The organism is Paraburkholderia sp. SSBN10T (assembly GCF_056619545.1).
Window position 1 is genome coordinate 1 of record NZ_JBWQQI010000034.1, and the last position, 22195, is coordinate 22195.

Below are 22195 nucleotides of genomic sequence, written 5' to 3' on the forward strand. Positions count from 1 at the left end.
TGCGCTGCGCGCCCCGCCGTCGGGCATAACACCTTCTGCATACTCAATAGGGATTCTAACTATCTCTGGCCTGCCCGCTATCGGTGCGCTGGCGCCGGTGGCATGTTGACCATATCGCTAATTGCGCGTTGCGTAATTACTCATGCGCCGTGCGCTAGCCGGGCGAGGAGGCGTCCATCCCATTGTTCCTGGTGCCGCTGCGCGGCCGGACCATTGGCCTCAAATCCTGGCAGCCCCGCCTTCCCGGGCATACTCACCTACGACGACGTCTGGAGAAGGGGTTATGCCCCTCGGCGGGGCGCGCAGCGCAACGCTGGAACGGATGAGTGCCTTGTCACTAACGCGGGTGGTGCGAGGGCCCGTCTTCGTGCGGACCATTCCGTGTTGGCCTGAGTGGTGGACACCTAAGGGCTAGCGGTTGTCAGCCCGCTTTCTTTTGCCTACTTTTCTTTGCGGCGGCAAAGAAAAGTAGGTGCCGCCCCGCACAGGGGCAACACAAATAAACCAATAACAAAACAAGGAAAGGCCAACACCGTAGGAACAACAACCAAAACCAAGGCGCCGCAGGCAAAAACCCAAGGCCGCCTGCAAGGCAAAAAAAATCACCCACCCTTAACAACAACAGTACAAGTAATCCCAGCAGACAGCACTACCCCATCCGGCACATGATCAATACGAATCCTCACAGGCACCCGCTGTGCCAACCGCACCCAATTGAAAGTCGGATTCACATCGGCCAGCAACTCCCGGCTCTGCGGATTATCGCGATCATAAATCCCGCGTGAAATGCTCTCCACGTGCCCCTGCAAAACCCCGCCGCTCATCAACCGCATTTCAGCCTTGTCGCCAATCTTGACGTGCGGCAACTTCGTCTCTTCAAAATACCCGTACACCCAGAACGAATGACTATCCACAATAGCCAGCTTCGCCGAGCCGGCAGTCGCATAGTCCCCCTGGAACACCGCCAGATTCGTCACATAACCGTCCACCGGTGACACCACCCGCGTGCGCTCCAGATTCAGCTTCGCCGCATCCAGCGCAGCCAACGCCTGCTGATAGGCAGCTTCCGCCGCCGACGCGGTATGCGTCGCGTTATCGCGGCTTTCCTTCGATACCACCAGGCTGTCCATGTCCGCGCGGCGTTGCGCATCGTCGCGGCGCATCTGCAGTTCGGCCTTGCGCGCCGCTACCGCTGCCTCGGCCTGCTCGACCGCGATCTGGTAGTGCGATGGGTCGATCTGCATCAGCAAGTCGCCTTTCTTCACCAACTGGTTGTCGTGCACGGGCAGCGCCACCACCGCGCCCGAGACGTCCGGCGCAATGTTGACGACGTCGGCGCGTACCCGGCCGTCGCGGGTCCAGGGTTCATCCATGTAATGAACCCACAAGGCGCGGCCTATCAGGATCGCAACAACGAAGACGACGGCTGTCGCGACAAAACCCAGAATATTTCGGATGGTCATGATTCGACTCTGATCAACGATAAACGGCGAGACCCAGCACGCCGCACACACACACGAGCAAGCTGGCCCGGAACAGGTTCGGATGCCATACCACGCGATAAAGCCCCGTATAGGCAATCACGCGATCCAGCAACCAGGTAAGCGCAGCACCGGCAACGAACAGCAGCACGATGGCCGGCACGTAAGCATCAAGGACAGCAACTTCACGTGGCATGGCGAACTCCTTCCTGCTTCTCGCTCCGTTTGCCCACCAGCGTTTCCAGCGGCGATTGCGGATCGAGCAGCGCAGTACGAATGAAATGCAGATGACTCAGGATGCGTTGCAGTTGATGACGTTCCTCGCGCGGCGGCGTGAACGTCGTCAGTACTTGCCGGACGGCGGCAGTGGCGTCGGCCGTCGCCGCGAGCGCGGCGTCCATGCGCTGCGCGCCCGGCCGGTTGAAGAGCGCCGCAAGCGCGTTGCGCATCCTGCGTTCGGCAAGGCGCCACGGCATCGTCGCGGCGTAGCGGGCGTCCGGCGGCAGCGCGGTGATCGCGCGCCGCAAATCGATGATCGCGTTACCCACTTCGAGCACGGCGAACAGCCAGCGCAAGCTGTCGCGCCTGACCTCGGGTTCCTTCTCGGCGAGCGCGTTGATCTGGAACAACAGGTCGCGTGCGCCGCTTTCGAAGCGCGAGCGCACGCGTGTCAGGCGCGCGTTGCACGCCGACACGACATGGCGGCGCAGGTCGGTCAGCAGGTGGTTGCGCATCCACGGCAGCGACGGCGGCAGGAGCAGCGCGAATGCGGCCGCACAGGCCAGCATCGACAGAAACAGCGCCAGTGCATCGTTGATCAGCCCGGTCGGATCGTAATGAATCACATTGTCCGGGCCCGCAAGGAAGCAAAAGAAGATGCAGTAGCCAACCCCGTAACCGGCCAGCTTCGGGCGTGTCGTCATGAACACGCCGAGCAGCAGGAACGGCGCGAGCACGGTGCAAAGCAGAGGAAAACCGTCGACGCGCGGATACAGGCCGAACACCACGATCATCCCCATCAGCGACGACAGGAGCGTGCCGCCCGCCATCTGGAACGCCATGCGGGTCGGGTTCGGCGAGGTGGACGCCAGGGCGCAGGTCGCCGCGCCGACCGGCAGCAGCGTGACGCCGCTCGGCCACGCGGTCGCGATCCAGAATGCGCCCAACAGCGCGATCACGAGCGCCGCGCGCACGCCGGCGACACCCGCGGCCAATGCGTTGGTCTTCGGCTCGTAGCGGTCGATCCAGCGCTCGCGCTCGTGCGTATCGACAGCCAGCGACGCATAGGTGGCCGCGTACGCGTGCAGATCGTCAACGAAGCGGTAGAGCAGTTCGGCGGCGGTATCGAAATCGAGCAGCAGCACCTCGGGCTGAGCCTCCAGCGCTTCGCGCGTTGCGCGCACCCGGTTGGGCAACTCGGCCTTATAGGCTTCGAGCTGCCGGGCTGCGTGCGCGGCGTCGGCGGCGCTGAGGACCGGTTCGCCAGATTTGGCGAGCAGCGGCGCGATCTCCTTGAAATACGGTTCGAGCGCTTCGATTGCAACGGACGCGCCGGCGTCATGCAGCCGGTTCATCAACTGATGCAAGGCGTGAAAGCGCGTCGAGGCGGTCATGAACTCGCTGTTCAGCCGCGCGAGGCGCCCGCCTCTCATTCGCGAGGCGGGTGTTTCGAACACGGCGACGCTGCGAATCGCTTCGAAGCCGACTATGTCCGCGACAAAGCGCGCGTTGGTGGCTTCGATTTGCGCGCGGTCGACCTGTCCCGACAGCGACGCCGACACGTATTCGACGAATCCGCTAAAACGGGCGCGTACCGTGGTGCGCATCTGTTCGCCGGTGAAGCGCGGAAACACCAGCCCGCTGACCGCGCCCGAGCAGACGATGCCGACCACGATTTCCGCGACGCGGGTCATGGCGGACAGGAACGCGCCGTCCGGATTTTGTGCCGCGGGAAAGCCGATCAACGCGGCGGTGTAGCCGGCCAGCACAAAGCCATACGTGCGGAAATTGCGGTTGCGCGCGGCGCCCGCGGTACAGATGCCGACCCAGATCGCCGTCGACACGATGAAGAGCTCCGGCTGCTGGGCAAACAGTCCAATCAGCGCCAGCATGACGACGAGCCCGACCAGCGTGCCGCAGATCCGATAGAAGCTCTTCGCAAACACCATGCCGCTTTGCGGCTGCATCACGATGAACACGGTGGTCATCGCGGTACGCGGCTGCGGCAGGTCGAGCTTCATTGCTACGTACAGCGAAAGGAACGCGGCGGCCAGCGCCTTGAACAGATAGATCCAGGTCAGCCCGTCGCTGCGGGCCCACTCGGCGGCGGCCGTGTAGAAGGACGCAGGCGTGAGCGGCTGGCGCGAGGCGGAGGAAGGGGAGGCGGACATGGTCGGCGTGGTCCCTTACTGCGCGGCAGTCTTGTGAGCGGGCGCCGCGCCGCTGAGCGTCGCCGCGTTAGCGGTGGCGGGTGCTGCGTCCGCCGTGTTGCCGGCTGCCTTCGCGTTCGTCGCTGAGGGCACAGCGGTCGCGCTGCCGGAGGCCGGCGCGGCAAGCGCCGCCGCCTTGCCCTTGCCGTGCGCCGGCAGCGTTTCATCGGCTTTCGGGCCGTCGGCCGGATCGGCGAGACCGCCGCCCAATGCGGTCATCAGCGAAGCGTGGGCGCCGAGCCGGTCGGCCTGCACCCGGGCAACGCCTTCCTGAGCATGCAGCAACTGGTTCTGCGCCACCAGCACGTTCAGGTAATCCGTCAGACCGCGCCGGTAGCCTTCCTTCGCGAGGTCATAGTTCTTGCGCGCCGCCGCAACCGAGCGCTGTGCATCGTTCGCTTGCGTCTCCAGAGAGCGAATGCGGACGACCTGGTCGGCCACGTCCTTGAGCGCGCTGACGATGCTCTGGTTGTACTGTTCGACCGCCGCGTCGTAGCCCGCGTCGGCGGCGCCCAGTTGCGAGCGTAGCCGGCCGCCGTCGAAAATCGGCAGCGACAATGCCGGACCCGCCGTCCAGCCGCCGTTCGCCGAGCGCAGGAACTGGAACAACGGCCCCGCCGCGGCATATCCGCCAATCGACGCCAGCAGGTTGATGTCGGGATAGAAGTTGGCTTTTGCGACATCGATGCCGCGCGCCTGCGCCGCCACCGTCCAGCGCGCCGCGACGATGTCGGGCCGATGGCCGAGCAACTCGGCGGGCAATGCCGACGGCAGGCCGGCGGGCGCGTTCAGCGCGAGCGTCGGACGGGTGATCGCGTCGCCCGCGCCCGGGCCTTTGCCGGCCAGCGCCGCAAGCTGGTTGCGCGCGAGCGCGATCTGCTCTTCGAGCGAGTCGATCTGGCGTTCGTATTCGGGCACCGGCGTTTCGGCCTGGCTCACCTCGAGCTGGGTGCCCAGCCCCCCTTTCAGACGGCGCGTGGCGAGATCGACGATCTGCTGCTGTTGTTGCAGCGTCGCCTGGGCGATGTCGAGCAGCGCGTAATCCATCGACATGCCGATATACGCGCGCACCACATTCGCTTCGAGTTCGAGCTGGGCGGCGCGCTCGTCGGCGGCGCTCGCGTGGGCGGCGTCGAGCGCGGCTTCGGCGGCGTTCTTGTCCTTGCCCCACACGTCGAGGTGGTAGGACAGGCCGATCGTGCCGGTGTTGTCCCAGGTATTCGTGTTGGCGAGGGAGCCCGGGCCGTAATAGATATTGTCGGCCCAGTGTTGACGCTCGATCGACAGATTGCCGTTGACCTGCGGCGCCAATGCCGCGCGGGCCACGCCCGCCATCGACTGTGCCTGACGCACGCGCGCCTGCGCGATCGCGAGCGTCGGATTGCCGGCCTGAGCGGCGTCGATCCAGGCGTCGAGCTGCGGATCGTTATAGGCGCGCCACCAGTCGGCGGCGGGCCATTGCGCGTCGGCGTTGGCGGCGCGAATGGCCGCGCCGGCATCGAGCGTGGACGGCGCGACAGTCCGTGCTTGCGGTGCGAGGCCTCCGGTATTGGCGCAACCAGCGATTGTTAGTGAGATCGTAAGAACGGCGATAAAGGCGATCCCTTTTTGTACCGGAGACTGCACGATTTACCCCTTAATTGACTAAAGAACCTTGTGCGTTATTATATTTTTTGAGTTATTCCTGAATAACCCGTAAAGATGCAAGGCATTTTTACTGAAATTGAGACAATCGCTATTGCAAAGCATGTAACAATCCCCCTGTCTCAGTAAGGATATGTATGGATACGCTTCAAAACATGCGCGTATTTGTCCGCGTCGTCGAAGCGGGCAGCTTCACAGGCGCCGCGCAGCACCTGAATACGACCACGGCATACGCGTCGCGCGCGGTCTCCGATCTCGAAGCGCATCTGCGCACGCGCTTGCTCAATCGCACCACGAGGCGCATTGCGCTCACCGAAGCCGGCGAGCGTTATCTGCAGCGTTGCGAGCAGATTCTGGCGTACGTCGATCAGGCCGAAGCCGAAGCGGGCGACGCTCATGCGCGGCCTTCCGGCAAGCTGAAGGTCTATGGCATGGCGAGTTTCGGGCAGCACTATGTGGTGCCGGCGGTCGGGCGTTATCAGCAGCGCTATCCGGAGGTGCAGGTTGAATTGACGCTGGCGTCGCGCGTGCCCGACCTGCTCGACGAGGGCTATGACGTCGCGCTCGTGCTGGCGCAGGATCTGCCGGATTCGGGGCTGGTGTCGCAGCGTTTGGGCGGTGCGTTCAGCATTGCCTGCGCGTCGCCCGCTTACCTCGAGCGCAACGGCGTGCCGCAGACGCCCTCGGACCTCGCCCGTCACACCTGCCTGCAAATGGTCACGCCGGTGTTTCCGACCAGCGAATGGACCTTCGACGGCCCGAATGGCCAGGAGACCCTCGTGCTCGGGGCGGCGACCTTCCAGGTGAATGTCGCCGAAGCGCTGGCGGTGGCGGTGCGCGAGGGGATGGGCGTCGGCCTGCTGCCGATCTACTCGGCGATCAGCGGCTTGCGCAGCGGCCAACTGGTGTGGGTGATGCCGGAGTACACGTCGCAGGAAATGAATCTGTACGCGCTGTACCCCTCGCGCCAGTATCTCGACGCGAAGATTCGCACCTGGGTCGAATTCCTGCGCGACGAACTGCCGGCGACGCTCGCCGCCGATCAGGCCGAACTGCGCAAGTTCGCGCGCACCTGAGCGCCCTGAGCAGCGCGGCGCTGGGCGGCTGGCGTCGGCTCCCTCCGGTTGACAGGCGGCGCCGGGCGCGCATCACTGGCTGTTACAGATGCGCGGCGTCGCAACATTTCCTTACTTCTGCGGCCGATTTGATTTGATAACGTGGGGTCAACGCGCTGACCGACCGTTGGATTGCCGTCAGCAACTGGATTTAACCGGAATAAAGAGGGACTCATGGATATGCATCTGCTCATCGGCGTGGCCGTCATGCTGGGACTGATTGGCGTTGCCGCCTCGCGTAACCTGCTGCGCAACCTGCGCGCGCAGCCGCAACTGGTGCCGATCCGCGCCGAGCGTCGTGATGCCGCCGGCTATACGCGCCGCGGCTGAGCGGCGTCCCTGGATTTCAACCACCCCTAGATTTCAACCACCTTGTCCCACGCAAACTGCGGATTTTCCGGCTGGCCCGTGCGCCGGTCGAGATAGCCGCGCGGGTTGCACACCACCCGGGTGCCCTCGACGGTGTAATCGAACGCCGTATGCGTATGGCCGTGAATCCATAGCGCGACGGGCGAGCGCACCAGCGTCGGCAGGTGGTTGACGAAACCGGCCGAGACGCGGTCGTCCGCATAACGCGCGGCGAGACTGAGCCGGTGCGGCGCGTGGTGCGTGACGACAATGGTTTTTCCCGCAAACGGTTTGGCCAGTTCGCGCTCGAGCCACGCACGCGCTTGCACGTGCAGGGCGAGCGAGTCGGCGGGGGTGAAGTCGCGTGCGGCCGCGCTGTCCAATGCGGCGGCGCCTTCATGCGGGCGCTCGTCGGTACACTCATGCGGCCATGTGAGCTGGATCAGGCCGCGGAAGTCGAGCATGACGCGTTGGGCCGCGGCGATGGACACCGCGAGCGCTTCGTCGTCGGCGCCGTAAAGCGTGAAGTCGGTCCACAAGGTGGTGCCGAGGACGCGCCATTCACCGGCGGGGTCGACCAGCACCTCGTTGTTCAGCAGATGCACATTGTCGACCGATGCCGCCGCGTCGTGCATCGCCGTTTCCAGCGCGCCGAATTCGCCGTCATAGTATTCGTGATTGCCCGGCACATAGACGACCGGCACGGCGCCGTCGAAGGTCTCGGCGGCCCAGCGCGGTCCGGCTGCGTGATTGTGGATATCGCCGGCAAGCACGATCAGATCCGCCTGCGCGTGCGGAATCACCTCCGGTTCGTCGCACTCCAGATGCAGATCGGACAGCACACGAATCTTCACGGGCGGCACTCCTCTCAGGAAACCATTGGGTTGCGCCGGGTTTGCCTCGCAATCCTAGCGTAGCACCTTGCCGGGGTTCATCAGATTGAGCGGATCGAGCGCGCGTTTGAGCGCACGCATCAATTCCACTTCGACGTCCTGCTTGTAGTGCATCGCCTCGTCGATCTTCAACTGGCCGAGCCCGTGCTCCGCGCTGATGCTGCCGCGATGCTGGTGCACGCTGTCATACACGATCTGGTTGAGCGGGCTCTGATATTCGGCGAGAAACGCTTTTGCGTCGATGCCTTCGGGCGCCTGCACGTTGTAGTGCAGATTGCCGTCGCCGAGGTGGCCGAACGTCACCATTCGCGCGCCCGGCACGGCTTGCGCGATGGCCGCGTCGGTTGCCTCGATGAAGTGTCCAATGCGCGAGATCGGCACGGCGATGTCGTGCTTGATGTTGAGACCCTCTTCGGCCTGCGCGAGCGGAATGTGCTCGCGCAGATTCCAGAAAGCCTGCGATTGCGCGAGGTTTTCCGCCACCACGGCATCCTCCACCAGGCCTTCTTCGAGCGCGGTTTCCATCAGCCGCTCGAACAGGGCGCGCGCATGTTCTTCGCTTTCGCTGTCCGAGAGTTCGAGCAGCACGATTTGCGCATGCGCTTGCGCGAACGGATAGCGCATCTGCGGGAAATGCCGGCCGACGAGCCGCAGGCAGAAATCCGACATCAGCTCGAAGCCGGTCAACAGCGGGCCGGCCAGGCGCTGCGTGAGGGCCAGAAAATCGAGCGCGGCGTGGGGCGAGGCGAGTGCGGCGAGCGCCGTGACGCGCGCGGCGGGTTGCGGATGGAGCTTCAGCACCGCAGCGGTGATGATGCCGAGCGTGCCTTCCGCGCCGATAAACAGATCACGCAGGTCGTAGCCGGTATTGTCCTTGCGCAGTCCACGCAGACCGTCCCACAGCTCGCCTTGCGCGGTCACCACTTCGAGGCCGAGGCACAGCTCACGGCTATTGCCATAGCGCAGCACACCCGTGCCGCCGGCGTTGGTGGCGAGATTGCCGCCGATCGTGCAACTGCCTTCGGCGGCGAGACTGAGCGGGAACAGGCGGCCGGCTTCTTCCGCGCGAGCCTGCACGTCGGCGAGGATCACGCCGGCTTCGACGGTGATCGTATTGTTGTGCGGGTCGATGTCGCGCACGCGGTTCAGGCGGCGCAGGCTCAGCACGGCTTGCGCGCCGCTCGCATCCGGCGTGGCGCCGCCGGCGAGGCCCGTGTTGCCGCCCTGCGGCACCAGCGCGACGCGGTATTCGACCGCCAGCTTCACTAGCGCGGCGACTTCGGCGGGCGTCGACGGGCACAGCACCGCGCACGCCGTGCCGGCATAGCGGCGCCGCCAGTCGGTGAGGTAGGGAGCGGTGTCGTGGGAGTCGGTCAGCACGTGGGCGGTGCCGATGACGTCGCGGCAGGCGGCGATAAAGGCGGCGCTTTGGGCCGTGCCTGCTGCTGTCGGGGTAGTTGCCGGTTGGGAAGCGTGTTGGGTCATGATGGTCGGTCAGAAGAGTGGGGCGAGCACGTGAGGGCGCCTTGTCAGCGCTTCATCGATATGGTGCGCACCCAGGCAGGCAGCATGGCGCATCGTCTCAGGCGGCCCGTCTCGCACGCCGTGCCGCGTGCTTGAACGGTGCGACGTAGGCCAGCGCGCAGACGAAGAAGACCAGCGCAAGCAGGGTCTCGAGCCAGCCGAGCCGGGCGGACAAGCCGCGATCGCTCATGCCGCGCACGATACCCTCGGCAAAATACAGCAAGATCAGCATCGACGCCCATTGCAGTGTGTAGAGACGCCGGCGCAGCACGCCGGGCAGGGCGAGCAGCAGCGGCACAGCCTTGAGAACGAGGGCGGTGCCGCCCGGCCGCAGCGGGGCGAGCCACCATTCCCAGGCCACCGAGAGCGCGATCAGCGCCAGCAGTGCGGCGGCTGCGCCAAGCGCAGCGCCGCCGCGTTGGGCGACCGGTGCTGTCGTGGTGTCGCTCGCCGAAGCCGGATCCCGTGTGGTGTTCACGGACGTTCGCTCATGACTGCCGCCGTGCGCGCGATGCGTGCGCCGAGCGCCACCGCGAGCGTTTTTTCGTCAGCGGAAATGCCGTGCCCCGCTGAGTCGGCCCGCGCGAAATGCGATGCGCCGTACGGCGTGCCGCCCGTCAGCGTTGTAGTCAAGGTGGTTTCCGTGTAGGGAATGCCGACGATCAGCATGCCGTGGTGCAGGAGCGGCAGCATCATCGACAGCAGCGTCGATTCCTGGCCGCCGTGCAAACTGCCGGTGGACGTGAACACGCAGGCCGGCTTGCCTGCCAGTGCGCCGGAGAGCCACTGCGGCGTGGTGCCGTCGAGAAAGTACTTGAGCGCGGCGGCCATGTTGCCGAAGCGGGTCGGCGAGCCGAGCGCGAGACCCGCGCACTCTTCCAGATCGCGCAGTTCGACGTAGGGCGGCCCTTCACTCGGAATCTCGGGCTGGGTCGCCTCGCAGACGGTCGAGACGGGTGGCACGGTGCGCACGCGCGCCTGCATGCCGGGGACGCTGTCGACGCCGTGCGCGATCGCCAGCGCAAGTTCACGCGTGGCGCCGTACCGGCTGTAATAGAGCACGAGAATGTCTTTCATAGGCCTGATCGAGTGAGCAGGTATTATAGGGGTTGGGTCCAGAAGACAGGCCGCTCGCAGGCAATCCGGGCCTGCTGTGGATGGTTCAGGAAGGCGAAGGAGGTGTGGCTTGTTGTCCAGAGTGCGTTTCGACCTCGATACGCTCAAACGCCTTGCGCAGTTCGCTGCGAAGCGCAGCGGTGAAGACCGCATTCCCCAGGTGGCCGGCAGTCTGACGTTCACCACCATGCTTTCGCTCGTGCCGCTCGCGACGGTGGCGTTCGCGCTGTTTACCGCGTTCCCGATCTTTGGCTCGTTTCAGATGTCGCTGCAAGGCTTCCTCGCCGACCATCTGATGCCCGCGCAGATCAACGACCAGATTTTCAAATACCTGAACCAGTTCGCGGCCAAGGCCAAAGGGCTGACGACGATGGGCATGATCATCCTCTTCGTCACCTCGGTGATGACGATGATGACGGTCGAATCCGCCTTCAACGTGATCTGGCGGGTGCGCAAGCCGCGGCCCCTGGCGCAGCGCGTGCTGGTCTACTGGGCGATCATTACGCTCGGGCCGATCCTGATCGGCGTCAGCCTGTCGATTTCTTCCTATCTGTTCACGCGTTCGATGGCGTTTAGCGCCGCGCAGCACATCACGCCGGTGATCGATTGGGCGCTGACGGGCGCGGCGCTGCCGCTCACCGCGCTCGCCTTCACGATGCTCTATGTGTACCTGCCTAATTGCCGCGTGGAGTGGCGCGATGCGGTGGTGGGCGGCCTGGGCGCGGCGATTGCGTTCGAACTGGCCAAGCGCGGCTTTGGTTATTACATCCGGCGCATTCCGACTTACACGGCGGTGTACGGCGCGTTCGCGGCGGTGCCGATGTTCCTGCTATGGATGTATCTGAGCTGGTTCATCACGCTCGCCGGGGCGATGGTGGCTTCGGCGTTGCCGGCGATTCGCATCGGCCAGTTTCACCGGCCGCGCTTTGCGGGCAGCGACCTGTTCGATGCACTCGAAATGCTGGCGCGCCTGTCCGAAGCGCGCGAAGCGGGCAAGCCCGGTTACACGCTGCAGGATCTGGCGCGCATGCTGCGCCGGGACATGGACACGACCACCAACCTGCTGGAAAACCTCGAGGAGATCGAGTGGATTGCGCGCCTGCACCAGGACGGCTCGCGTCCGCGCTTCGTGCTGCTGGCCAATCCCGCACAGGTGACGGTGCAGCGGCTTTTCGACCTGTTCGTCATCGACCGCGCGGAACTCGAATACCAGCTCAATCTGGAGTCGACCCGGGTGGACGGCGCGACGCTGCTGGCGGCGCTTGAAAACGACAAGCTGAGCGTTTCGCTCGCCAGCTTGCTCGCGCTGCGAGCCTCGGCGCGTGCCGCGCGGGCGGCGCAAGCCGAGGGCCGCACGGCGGCGATGCCGCATCAGACGGCGTGAGCTGCGTGAGCGGCGCTGGCCGCGAGACGCGCTCTGCCCGCCGCGAATGGTCGGCTACCCTCGCGCTAGAGGGAAATCTTCCCGGTGCAGATATCCTTGAACATCACCCAGTCGCCCATCAGGCTATAGACCGGGTGCCGGAAGGTCGCAGGACGGTTCTTCTCGAAGAAGAAATGTCCGACCCACGCGCACCCGTAGCCGCTGACGAGCGCGGCCGGCAGCCACAGCCAGTCGCCGGTGGCGAGCGCCATCGCCAGACAGCCGATCACGCCGAGCGAGCCGACAAAGTGCAGCCGCCGCGAAACCAGATTGCGATGCTCTTCGAGGTAGAACGGATAAAACTCCGCGAAACTCGCGAAGTGATCGGTGTGAGCGGATTGAGACATCATGGCCTCCGTTTCACTGCGCTCTTATGCGTCCGGCCCGGGGCCTGCGCGGCGCCAACCCGGTACCTGATCCCCAAGCCCTTCCCCTCGCTGAACCGGTTTGTGCGGCACGGCGAGCCCAGCTATCAGCAGATTCCCATACGGACGCTCGAAACCGGGCGGACTTGAACCATTGTGCTGCTATCGCCGAACGCGTGCAACCTGGCCATCCGGCCGATGGCGCGTGATGCCATACGACGGTATCGTCGAACTTACTGAGCCGGCCCGGTCGACACGGCGGACCGGGCGGCAATCTCCGACGCAAAGCTGAACAGCGCGTCGAGCGTGGCATCGGGCTGCTCGCTCATCAGCGCATGACCCGCGTCGAGCGTGACGGTGTCCACGGCTGTGCCGGCCTGCGCAAACGTCTGGGCGAGCGTTTTCGCGGCGCGTGGCGGCGTCATGGCGTCGCGCCGTCCTACGATCAGCCGCACCGGGCAGCGCACCTGGGCTGCGCGTGCGAGGCCGTCCGCGTACGCGTTGCAGGCCGTGAAGTCGGTGTGGAACAGGCCCGCTTCGCCTTTGGCGGAGACCCGTTCCATCAGCCGCTGGTTCATGCCGTGCAGCCAGAAGCCTGGGCCCGGGCAGGAGGGTTTGGCCGCGAGCGTCGAATGCGACCACTGGTTGACCATGGCGATGGCTTCCGGCTCGCGGTTGAGGGCGGCGTCGAGCAGCGCGTCCGAGACGGCCATCGGCACGGCGGTGGCGACCAGCGCGAGACCGCTCGCCCGCTGCGCATAGCGCGCGGCGAACTCCAGCGCGACGAGCGAGCCCATGCTGTGGCCGATCACGCAGGCCCGCGCCACGCCGGCGGCGTCCAGCAGCGCGGCCAGCCAGTCGGCCATGGCGGCGATCCCGGTGAGCGCGGGGCCGGCGCTGCGGTGGTGGCCCGGCAGATCGACCGCCAGCACGCTGAAGCCGTGGTGCGCGAAGTAGCGGGTCTGGAGCGCCCACACGCTGTGGTCGTGCTCGGCGCCGTGGATGAACACGGCAGTCGGCAGGCCAGGGTCGAACGGTTTGCCGCCGGTGTAGGCATAGGCCGCCTTATGCTGGACCTCGAAGATCATGCCGACTCCTTGCGAGCGCCGCCGTCGCCGGCGCTGTTGGGGCTGTCCTTCGGTTTGGCGGCGCCGCTGCCGGGCGGTTTCTGCGCGGCCTTGAGCGCGCGCTTGAGGTCGTCGATCAGGTCATCCGGGTCCTCGAGGCCGATCGACAGGCGGATCGTGCCTTCCGCAATGCCGGCTGCGGCGAGCGCGGCGGCGTCCATGCGGAAGTGCGTGGTCGATGCGGGATGAATCACGAGCGAGCGGGCGTCGCCGACGTTGGCCAGATGCGAGAACAGCCCCAACGCTTCGATGAAGCGCCGTCCGGCGGCGCGGTCGCCGCGCAGGTTGAAGCTGAACACGGCGCCGGCGCCGCGCGGCAGCAGGCGCTGGGCGAGCGCATGATCCGGGTGCGAGGCCAGCTCCGGATAGGCGACGGATTCCACCGCGGCGTGCGCGGCGAGGAATTCGACCACTTTGCGGGTGTTCGAGACGTGGCGCTCCATGCGCAACGGCAGCGTTTCGATGCCTTGCAGCAGTTGCCACGCGGCCTGCGGATGCAGGCACGCGCCGAAGTCGCGCAGTCCTTCGCGGCGGGCGCGCAGCAGGAACGGCGCAACGGTGCTTTCCTCGGCGAACACCATACCGTGGAAACCCTCGTACGGCTCGGTAAATTCGGGGAAAAGGCCGGACGCCTCGAAGTCGAAGGTGCCGCCGTCGACCAGCACGCCGCCGATGGTCGTGCCATGGCCGCCGAGGAATTTGGTCGCGGAGTGATAGACGAAGTCCGCGCCGTGCTCGAAGGGCTTGAGCAGGTACGGTGTGGTAAAGGTCGAGTCGACCAGCAGCGGGACGCGATGGCCATGCGCGATCTGAGCGACCGCGGCGATATCCAGCACGTCGAGCCCCGGATTGCCGAGCGTTTCGCCGAACAGCAGGCGCGTATTCGGGCGCAGCGCCGCGCGCCAGCCGTCCAGATCGCCGGGTTTGACGAAGGTGGTTTCGATGCCGAAGCGCCGCAGCGTGTAGTTCAGCAGATTGTGCGAGCCGCCGTACAGCGCGCCCGAGGCGACGATATGGGAGCCGGCGCCCATCAGCGTGGCAATCGCCAGATGCAGCGCCGCCTGGCCGCTGGCCGTGCCGATCGCGCCGGCGCCGTTCTCCAGCGCGGCGACGCGTTCTTCGAAAACGGCCACGGTCGGATTCGAGATGCGCGAATACACGTGGCCGGCGCGTTCCATATTGAACAGCGCCGCGGCGTGGTCGGTGTCGCGAAACGAGAACGAGGTGGTCTGGTAGATCGGCGTGGCGCGCGCGCCGGTCGCGGGGTCGGGGGCTGCGCCTGCATGCAGCGCAAGCGTGTCGAAACGGTTGGCGGACATCCTGGGCGGCGGAACCACGGGCGGCCCCGCGAAGGGTGAAAGTGGGGGCATCGTATCACCGGGGCGCGCGGCTTCAACTCCGATTTTCCCCATGCGCCTTGCCGGCAGGCGCTTGCCGCCTTGGTGGGCGGGCCGCTTTCCTTTTACGGGTCTTTCCGCTAGGATCGAAAGTCAGTCATGTATTAACGGCTTCACCGGATTGATAGTTGATAGGAGACAACCATGCGAGTCAGCGACATTCTCAAGGTCAAGGGCAACACCCTCTTTACCGTCACGCCGGACACGCCGCTCGTCGACGCAGTCAATGCGATGGCGGAGCACGATATCGGCTCGCTGGTTGTCATGGAATACGGCGATCTGGTCGGCATGCTGACCTTCCGTGAAATCATCCTGACGCTCAGCAAGCATCACGGCAGCGTCGGCACGGCCACCATCCGCAAGGTCATGGACGACCACCCGCTCACGTGCACGCCGGAAACGGATGTGAACGAGGTGCGCCGCATGATGCTCGAGCATCACGTGCGCTACCTGCCGGTCATGGAAAGCCGCACGCTGATGGGCGTGATCTCGTTCTACGACGTCGCCAAGGCGGTGGTCGAGGAACAGGGTTTCGAAAATCGCATGCTCAAGGCATATATCCGCGACTGGCCGGAAGAGCAGGAACCGCAGCAGGCGCGCTAGATTGCCGGCTGAAGCGGCCGCGGCGTCGCCGCCCGTGCGGGCGCAAGCCGGCGCTGACGGCCATCGGATTGCCACAAGCCTGAGGTAATCATGCAAGGGCGTGCGCGCAAGCGTGCGCCTTTTTTACGTCGGGTCCTTTCTCCACTCCCCAGCCTTCATGAGCGATCGTCCCTTACCCGCCGCCCGCCGCGCCGCCCAGCGTGGCGACGCACACGAGTCCCAGTTCCGCTTGCTGGGCGAGCGGCGTTTTGCACCGTTTTTCTGGACCCAGTTCCTGGGCGCCATGAACGACAACGTGTTCAAGATCGGCTTTACCTCGCTCGTCACGTATCAGACCGCGCTTTTTTCCGGGGTCGATGCGAAGACGGCGGCGTTTCTGATCTCGGCGATCTTCATCCTGCCATTCGTGCTGTTGTCCGCCACCTCCGGGCAGATTGCCGACAAGTACGACAAGGCGATGCTGACGCGCTTCGTGAAGACCTTCGAAATCGGCGTTATGCTGATCGGCGGGGCCGGCTTCTGGCTGCATAGCGCGCCGCTGCTGTATCTCTGCACGTTCATGATGGGCGTGCATTCGACCCTGTTCGGTCCGGTCAAGTATTCGTACCTGCCGCAGCATCTGGAGAAAAACGAACTGGTCGGCGGCAACGGCATGGTCGAAATGGGCACCTTCGTCGCCATTCTCGTCGGCACCATCATCGGCGGGGAGGCGGCCGGATTCGTCGAGCACGGCGCCGTGGTGCTGGCGTTTGCCTGTGTCGGCATCGCCCTCGTGGGGCGGGCGGTGTCCGCGTTCGTCCCGGCTACGCCGGCGCCGCAGCCGGATCTGCGGATCAACTGGAACCCGGTTAGCGAAACCTGGCGCAACCTGAAAATTGCCCGTGAGAACCGTACGGTGTTTCTCAGCCTGCTGGGCATTTCCTGGCTGTGGTTTGTCGGCGCCACTTTCCTGTCGTCGTTTTTCCGTTTCGCCAAGGATGTGCTGTCGGCCAATCCCGATGTCGTGACCGTGCTGCTCGGCACCTTTTCGATCGGCATCGGCCTTGGTTCGCTGATGTGCGAGCGGCTCTCGAAACGGCGCATCGAAATCGGCCTCGTGCCGCTCGGCTCGATCGGCATGAGCGTATTCGGCATCGATCTGTTCTTCGCGAGTCACGCGCTGCCGGCGGCGGGCCATCTGCTGAGCGTCGGCGAATTCATGCTGATGCCGGCCAACTGGCGGGTGCTCGCCGATCTGTTTCTGCTCGCGATGTTCGGCGGCTTCTATAGCGTGCCGCTTTATGCGCTGATCCAGAGCCGCAGCCAGCCGGCCTATCGCGCGCGCATCATCGCGGCGAACAATATCCTCAATTCGTTCTTCATGATCGTCTCGGCGCTGATGGCCATGGCGCTGACCTCCGCGGGCGTCAGCATTCCGGGCATTTTCCTTGTCACCGCGCTGCTCAACATCGTGGTGGCCACCTATATCTACTCGCTGGTGCCGGAGTTTCTGCTGCGCTTTGTGGCGTGGATGCTGGTGCATACGTTTTACCGCATCCGCCTCGTGCATGCCGAACGCATTCCGGAAGAGGGCGCGGCGGTGCTGGTGTGCAACCACGTGAGCTATGTCGATGCAATCGTCATCATGGCCGAGAGTCCGCGCCCGATCCGCTTCGTGATGGATCATCATATCTTCAGGGCGCCGCTGGCCGGCTGGGTGTTCCGCCACGCCAAGGCGATTCCGATTGCGCCGTCCCACGAAGACCCGGAAATGCTGAAGCGGGCCTACGAAACCTGCGCGCAGGCGCTCGCCGAGGGCGACCTGGTGTGCATCTTCCCGGAAGGCAAGCTGACCAGGACGGGCGAGCTCAACCCGTTCCGTCACGGCGTGACCGAGATCATCCGCCGCACCCCGGCGCCGGTGGTGCCGATGGCGCTGCGCGGGCTGTGGGGCAGCGTGTTTTCGCGCGCTGCCGATGCGCGCTGGCCGCGGCCGGTGCAAAAAGGCGTGATGAGCCGGCTGACCCTGGCGGTCGGCGAGCCGCTCGATCCGGCGCAGGTGACGCCGGAAGGGCTGCAGGAGATCGTGACCGAGCTGCGCGGGGCGCGCAAGTAAGGCGGGCGTTGCGGGTAGCAGGCGTGGGGCCGTAGCAGATCACCCTGCATAATCCGTTAGGGCAACCTCCTTGCGGCGCGGCCCTCGCCGCGGGGCGCGGCTGGCATAATAGCGGTTTCCCCGCATCTCTTTGGACGACGCCCATGTCCGGCAATACGCTTGGTACGCTTTTCACTGTCACGACCTTTGGCGAATCGCACGGCCCCGCTATCGGCTGCGTGATCGACGGTTGCCCGCCGGGTATGGCGCTGGTTGAAGACGATATCCAGTTCGAACTGGACCGCCGCAAGCCTGGCACCTCGCGCCATGTCACGCAGCGCCAGGAAGAGGACAAGGTCGAGATTCTGTCCGGTGTGTTCGAAGGCGTCACCACGGGTGCGCCGATTGCGCTGCTGATCCGCAATACGGACCAGCGCAGCAAGGACTACGGCAACATCGCGGAAACGTTCCGCCCGGGCCACGCCGACTACACCTACTGGCAGAAATACGGCATTCGCGACTATCGCGGCGGCGGCCGTTCGTCGGCGCGCCTGACCGCACCGACCGTCGCGGCGGGCGCCGTGGCCAAGAAATGGCTGCGCGAGCATTTCGGCACCGAGATTCGCGGCTACATGGCGGCGCTCGGCGAGATCGACGTGCCGTTCGTCGACTGGTCGCACGTGCGCGAAAACCCGTTCTTTGCGCCGAATGCAGACGTGGTGCCGCAGCTCGAAGCCTATATGGACGCGCTGCGCAAGGACGGCGATTCGATCGGCGCGCGCATCAACGTGGTCGCCTCGGGCGTGCCGGTTGGGCTCGGCGAGCCGCTGTTCGACCGGCTCGACGCCGATATCGCGCATGCCATGATGGGCATCAACGCGGTGAAGGGCGTGGAAATCGGCGCGGGTTTTGCCAGCGTCGCGCAACGCGGCTCGGTCCACGGCGACGAGCTGACCCCCGAAGGTTTCGTCGGCAATCACGCGGGCGGCGTGCTCGGCGGGATTTCGACGGGGCAGGACGTTACCGTCTCGATCGCCATCAAGCCGACCTCGAGCATCCGTACGCCGCGCCGCTCGATCGACAAGGCGGGTCAACCGGCCGTCGTCGAGACCTTCGGGCGTCACGATCCTTGCGTCGGCATTCGCGCCACGCCGATTGCGGAGGCGATGCTGGCGCTGGTGCTGGTCGATCATGCGCTGCGCCATCGCGCGCAGTGCGGCGACGTGGTGGTCGGCACGCCGAAGATCGCGGCAAGCGCGCCGTAAGCCGCGAGTTGCGCATCCTGCCGTCCTGGCCGGGATTGTCCCGATGACCGACCCGAATCCCTCCGCCGCCGGCGACGCGCTGGTGCAATTGCGCGCACGGGTCGCTACGTCGCAGGCCAGAGCCGCGGACTGGCTCGCATTAGGCCAGGCCTTGCTGCAACGGGCAGGGCGTAACCGGGACCAGCAGCGCGAAGCGCTGGCCGCGCTGGTACAGGCCTATCAACTCGATCCCGCCGGCGAGCCCACGCTGCTCCATACCATTGCGCAAACCGGATTTGCCGTGCGCGACTGGCCTTTGGTCGACTCGGCCACGGCATTGCTGCTGGCGAGCAATGCCGAAAATGCCAACGCGCTCGTCTGGCGCGCGGCCGCCGTCCAGCAGCGTAACGATTTCGACGAAGCCGAGCGCCTGTTGCGTGAGGCCGTGCGGGTGGTGCCCGGTAATCCGGTCGCGCTGCACAAGCTCGCGTTGTGCATCAAGGAACAGGCGCGCTTTGCCGAAGCCGAGGCGCTTTTGCGGCGCGTGCTCGAACTCTCGCCGAACAACGCGCATGCGACGTTCGACCTCTCCGAGCTGGAAATACGCTCGGGCCGTTATGCCGACGGCTGGGCGAACTACGAAGCCCGGGTCGTCTTCGGCGACGATCTGAACGACGCACACCGCGCGCTTGCCGAGATCAGCCGCTACTGGCAGGGCGAGTCGCTCGCCGGCAAGACACTGGTCGTCTACGGCGAGCAGGGCAATGGCGATTGCCTGTGGGCGGTGCGTTTTCTGCCGCTGCTGGCCGAGCGGGCGCGGCGCGAGGGCGGGCGAGTGATCTTCGGCCACGACGGGCCGCTGCGGCATTTATTCGAAAGAATGCTGCCCGCCGATGTGGCGCTCGAAACCAGCCTCGTGACGCGGCCGGATTTTCACTGCGGGCTGATGAGCGTGGCGTTGCGGCTCGGTGTCTTCGATTCCGCAGGCTGGGGCCGCGCCTATCTGAGCGCCGATCCGGCCCGTGCCGCGGTGTGGCGTGAGCGGGTCGCACAGACGGTGGCCCATGGCGGGCCGAAGGTCGGTCTGGTGTGGAATGGCAACCCGCAACACATCCGCGACGCACGGCGCTCGGTGCCGCTCGACCAGCTCGAGCCGCTGCTGACGGTGCCGGGCATCACGTATTTCGCACTCTCGCCGGGGCGTTCTGCGACCGTCGAGCAATGGCGTGCGCACGGGATCGCGATTGTCGATCCCACGCCGCACTTCGAAGCCGGCTTCGACGACGTAGCGGCGCTACTGGCCAACCTGGACCTCGTCGTGACTATCGATAGCGGTCCGGCTCATCTGGCCGGCGCTCTCGGTGTGCCGACCTGTCTCATGATCGATCACGTCTCGGCGTGGTTCTGGGGCGATCAGACGCAGCGCACGCCCTGGTACGACTCGGTCGAGCTGTTTCGCCAGCCGGCGATCGGCGCCTGGGCGCCGGTGCTGGCGAGCGTGCGCGCGAGACTGGAAGCGTTGGCGGGGCGTTGAGCGAGGGCCTCGCACGCAAGTCCGGTAGACTAAACGCGGACAAAACGCCGACAACATGCAGACGAAAAAAAGCGCCGCTCGAAGCGGCGCTTTGTGCATCCTGAGACTCGGCGCCGGCGCGCCGAGTCACATGTTCGGATAGTTCGGCCCGCCACCGCCTTCAGGCGTAACCCACACGATGTTCTGCGTCGGATCCTTGATATCGCAGGTCTTGCAGTGCACGCAGTTCTGCGCGTTGATCACGAGACGCTCGCTGCCGTCGTCGTTTTTCACGAACTCGTACACCGCGGCCGGGCAATAACGGCTCTCCGGTCCCGCATAGGTATGCAGGTTGACGTTCACAGGCACGCTTGGGTCTTTCAGCGTCAGGTGGGCCGGCTGGTTTTCCTCGTGGTTGGTGTTCGAGATGAACACCGACGACAGGCGGTCGAACGTCAGCTTGCCGTCCGGCTTCGGATACTCGATCGGCCTGCACTGCGAGGCCGGTTTCAGCATTTCGTGGTCCGAATGCTGGTGATGTAGCGTCCACGGCACGTTGCCGCCCAGCACCTTTTGTTCGAGGCCCACCATCAGCGTGCCCAGGTACAGGCCCTTGCTCATCCACTGCTTGAAATTACGCGCACGGTACAGCTCGGTGTGCAGCCACGAGGTCTTGAACGCTTCGGGATAGGCGTTGAGCTCGTCCGACTGGCGTCCGGCCTGCACCGCGTCGAAGGCGGCGTCGGCGGCCAGCATGCCGGTCTTGATCGCGGCGTGCGAACCCTTGATGCGCGAAGCATTGAGGAAGCCGGCATCGTCGCCCACCAGCGCGCCGCCCGGGAACACCAGCTTCGGCAGCGACATCAGGCCGCCCGCCGTGATCGCCCGTGCGCCGTACGAGACGCGCTTGCCGCCTTCGAGGAATGCGCGGATCGACGGATGCGTCTTGTAGCGCTGGAATTCCTCGAACGGCGACAGATAGGGATTCGTGTAGCCGAGGCCGACGACAAAGCCGATCATCACCTGGTTGTTGTCGAGGTGATAGAGGAACGAGCCGCCGTAGGTGTCCGATTCCAGCGGCCAGCCGGCCGTATGGATCACCAGACCCGGCTTGTGCTTCGCCGGATCGATTTCCCACAGTTCCTTGATGCCGATGCCGTAGACCTGCGGATCGGCGCCGTCGCGCAGCTTGAATTTGTCGCTCAACTGGCGGCCCAGGTGGCCGCGCGCGCCTTCGCAGAACAGCGTGTATTTGGCGTGCAGCTCCATGCCGAGCTGGAAGTTCTCGGTCGGCTGGCCGTCCTTGCCGATGCCCAGATTGCCGGTGGCGACGCCTTTTACTGAGCCGTCGTCGTTATACAAAACCTCGGCAGCCGGAAAGCCCGGGAAAATCTCCACGCCCAGCGCCTCGGCCTGCTGGCCGAGCCAGCGCGTGACGTTGGCGAGACTGATGACGTAATTGCCGTGGTTCTTGAAGTTGTCCGGCAGCGCCCATGTCGGCACGCTCTTCGAGCCGGTTTCGGAGAGGAACAGGAAGCGGTCTTCAGTCACCTCGACGGTGAGCGGCGCGCCCTTTTCCTTCCAGTCGGGAATCAGTTCGTTCAGCGCGCGGGGGTCCATCACCGCGCCGGAGAGGATATGCGCCCCGATCTCCGAGCCTTTTTCCAGTACGCAGACGCCGATTTCGACGCTTTTTTCCGCTGCCAACTGTTTCAGACGGATCGCCGCGGACAGGCCGGCGGGGCCGCCGCCGACGATCACCACGTCGTATTCCATCGACTCGCGCGGGCCGTACTGCTCAATGAGACTTGCGGGGGTCATTGATGCTCCTCTTACCGTTAGAATGCTTTTTTCGGGATCGTATTGTGGGCGAACGATTCCGGCGCCGCAACCCAATGA

General features: G+C 65.3%; 19 protein-coding genes. 7 read left to right on the plus strand and 12 right to left on the minus strand.

What is annotated here, in order from left to right:
- Nucleotides 1-602: 602 nt before the first annotated feature.
- From AC1ECK_RS33925 to AC1ECK_RS33940, 4 genes are read right to left on the minus strand one after another with little or no spacing between them, the layout of a single operon-like run.
- A complete protein-coding gene (locus AC1ECK_RS33925) occupies nucleotides 603-1463 on the minus strand; it encodes an efflux RND transporter periplasmic adaptor subunit (RefSeq protein ID WP_480327226.1) in 861 nt (286 codons plus the stop codon).
- A gap of 13 nt (nucleotides 1464-1476) precedes the next feature.
- Complete coding sequence (locus AC1ECK_RS33930) at nucleotides 1477-1677, minus strand: DUF1656 domain-containing protein (RefSeq protein WP_137959045.1); 201 nt, start codon at nucleotides 1675-1677, stop codon at nucleotides 1477-1479.
- On the minus strand, nucleotides 1667-3871 hold the full coding sequence (locus AC1ECK_RS33935; RefSeq protein ID WP_480327228.1) for an FUSC family protein: 2205 nt from the start codon (nucleotides 3869-3871) through the stop codon (nucleotides 1667-1669). The genes AC1ECK_RS33930 and AC1ECK_RS33935 overlap by 11 nt, the downstream gene beginning before the upstream one ends.
- Nucleotides 3872-3886: 15 nt before the next feature.
- Nucleotides 3887-5536, minus strand: a complete 1650-nt coding sequence (locus tag AC1ECK_RS33940; protein ID WP_480327230.1) for an efflux transporter outer membrane subunit — start codon at nucleotides 5534-5536, stop codon at nucleotides 3887-3889.
- Between the two features lie 155 nt (nucleotides 5537-5691).
- Here AC1ECK_RS33940 and AC1ECK_RS33945 point away from each other — a divergent pair, with 155 nt between their 5' ends.
- Nucleotides 5692-6630, plus strand: a complete 939-nt coding sequence (locus AC1ECK_RS33945; RefSeq protein ID WP_480327232.1) for a LysR family transcriptional regulator — start codon at nucleotides 5692-5694, stop codon at nucleotides 6628-6630.
- A gap of 213 nt (nucleotides 6631-6843) precedes the next feature.
- Nucleotides 6844-6999: a hypothetical protein gene (locus tag AC1ECK_RS33950; RefSeq protein ID WP_480327234.1), complete on the plus strand. Its 156-nt coding sequence runs from the start codon at nucleotides 6844-6846 to the stop codon at nucleotides 6997-6999.
- 26 nt (nucleotides 7000-7025) lie between these two features.
- Here the strand turns inward: AC1ECK_RS33950 and AC1ECK_RS33955 are convergent, their stop codons facing one another.
- The 4 genes from AC1ECK_RS33955 to wrbA form a co-directional block, all read right to left on the minus strand.
- On the minus strand, nucleotides 7026-7871 hold the full coding sequence (locus AC1ECK_RS33955; protein WP_480327236.1) for a metallophosphoesterase: 846 nt from the start codon (nucleotides 7869-7871) through the stop codon (nucleotides 7026-7028).
- Between the two features lie 54 nt (nucleotides 7872-7925).
- On the minus strand, nucleotides 7926-9395 hold the full coding sequence (locus tag AC1ECK_RS33960) for an FAD-binding oxidoreductase (protein WP_480327238.1): 1470 nt from the start codon (nucleotides 9393-9395) through the stop codon (nucleotides 7926-7928).
- A 97-nt stretch (nucleotides 9396-9492) separates the two neighbouring features.
- Nucleotides 9493-9912, minus strand: a complete 420-nt coding sequence (locus tag AC1ECK_RS33965) for a DUF2069 domain-containing protein (protein ID WP_480327240.1) — start codon at nucleotides 9910-9912, stop codon at nucleotides 9493-9495.
- Nucleotides 9909-10511 carry an NAD(P)H:quinone oxidoreductase gene (gene wrbA / locus AC1ECK_RS33970; RefSeq protein ID WP_480327242.1) on the minus strand — a complete coding sequence of 201 codons (603 nt, stop codon included), beginning with the start codon at nucleotides 10509-10511 and terminating at the stop codon, nucleotides 9909-9911. The genes AC1ECK_RS33965 and wrbA overlap by 4 nt, the downstream gene beginning before the upstream one ends.
- A gap of 109 nt (nucleotides 10512-10620) precedes the next feature.
- On the opposite strand from wrbA, the gene AC1ECK_RS33975 reads away from it, so the two are divergent.
- The gene (locus AC1ECK_RS33975; protein ID WP_480327244.1) at nucleotides 10621-11934 is read left to right on the plus strand and encodes a YihY family inner membrane protein; all 1314 of its coding nucleotides are present in this window, start codon (nucleotides 10621-10623) and stop codon (nucleotides 11932-11934) included.
- A 65-nt stretch (nucleotides 11935-11999) separates the two neighbouring features.
- Here AC1ECK_RS33975 and AC1ECK_RS33980 read toward each other — a convergent pair whose 3' ends face one another.
- The 3 genes from AC1ECK_RS33980 to AC1ECK_RS33990 form a co-directional block, all read right to left on the minus strand.
- Nucleotides 12000-12320 (minus strand): Mpo1-like protein, encoded by a 321-nt coding sequence (locus AC1ECK_RS33980; protein ID WP_480327350.1) that lies wholly within the window; start codon nucleotides 12318-12320, stop codon nucleotides 12000-12002.
- Between the two features lie 251 nt (nucleotides 12321-12571).
- Nucleotides 12572-13426 carry an alpha/beta fold hydrolase gene (locus AC1ECK_RS33985; protein ID WP_480327246.1) on the minus strand — a complete coding sequence of 285 codons (855 nt, stop codon included), beginning with the start codon at nucleotides 13424-13426 and terminating at the stop codon, nucleotides 12572-12574.
- Entirely contained in the window at nucleotides 13423-14784 is a 1362-nt protein-coding gene (locus tag AC1ECK_RS33990) for an O-acetylhomoserine aminocarboxypropyltransferase (RefSeq protein WP_480327248.1), read from the minus strand. Before AC1ECK_RS33990 ends, AC1ECK_RS33985 begins: the two co-directional genes overlap by 4 nt.
- Nucleotides 14785-15006: 222 nt before the next feature.
- Between AC1ECK_RS33990 and AC1ECK_RS33995 the strand changes: the two genes are divergently transcribed.
- The 4 genes from AC1ECK_RS33995 (at nucleotide 15007) to AC1ECK_RS34010 (ending at nucleotide 20317) form a co-directional block, all read left to right on the plus strand.
- Complete coding sequence (locus AC1ECK_RS33995) at nucleotides 15007-15465, plus strand: CBS domain-containing protein (RefSeq protein WP_480327250.1); 459 nt, start codon at nucleotides 15007-15009, stop codon at nucleotides 15463-15465.
- Nucleotides 15466-15622: 157 nt separating this feature from the next.
- The gene (locus AC1ECK_RS34000) at nucleotides 15623-17560 is read left to right on the plus strand and encodes an MFS transporter (RefSeq protein ID WP_480327252.1); all 1938 of its coding nucleotides are present in this window, start codon (nucleotides 15623-15625) and stop codon (nucleotides 17558-17560) included.
- Between the two features lie 143 nt (nucleotides 17561-17703).
- The gene (gene aroC / locus AC1ECK_RS34005) at nucleotides 17704-18804 is read left to right on the plus strand and encodes a chorismate synthase (RefSeq protein WP_480327254.1); all 1101 of its coding nucleotides are present in this window, start codon (nucleotides 17704-17706) and stop codon (nucleotides 18802-18804) included.
- A gap of 43 nt (nucleotides 18805-18847) precedes the next feature.
- A complete protein-coding gene (locus AC1ECK_RS34010) occupies nucleotides 18848-20317 on the plus strand; it encodes a tetratricopeptide repeat protein (RefSeq protein WP_480327256.1) in 1470 nt (489 codons plus the stop codon).
- A gap of 126 nt (nucleotides 20318-20443) precedes the next feature.
- Here the strand turns inward: AC1ECK_RS34010 and AC1ECK_RS34015 are convergent, their stop codons facing one another.
- Nucleotides 20444-22117, minus strand: a complete 1674-nt coding sequence (locus AC1ECK_RS34015; protein ID WP_480327258.1) for an electron transfer flavoprotein-ubiquinone oxidoreductase — start codon at nucleotides 22115-22117, stop codon at nucleotides 20444-20446.
- Nucleotides 22118-22195 lie beyond the last annotated feature (78 nt).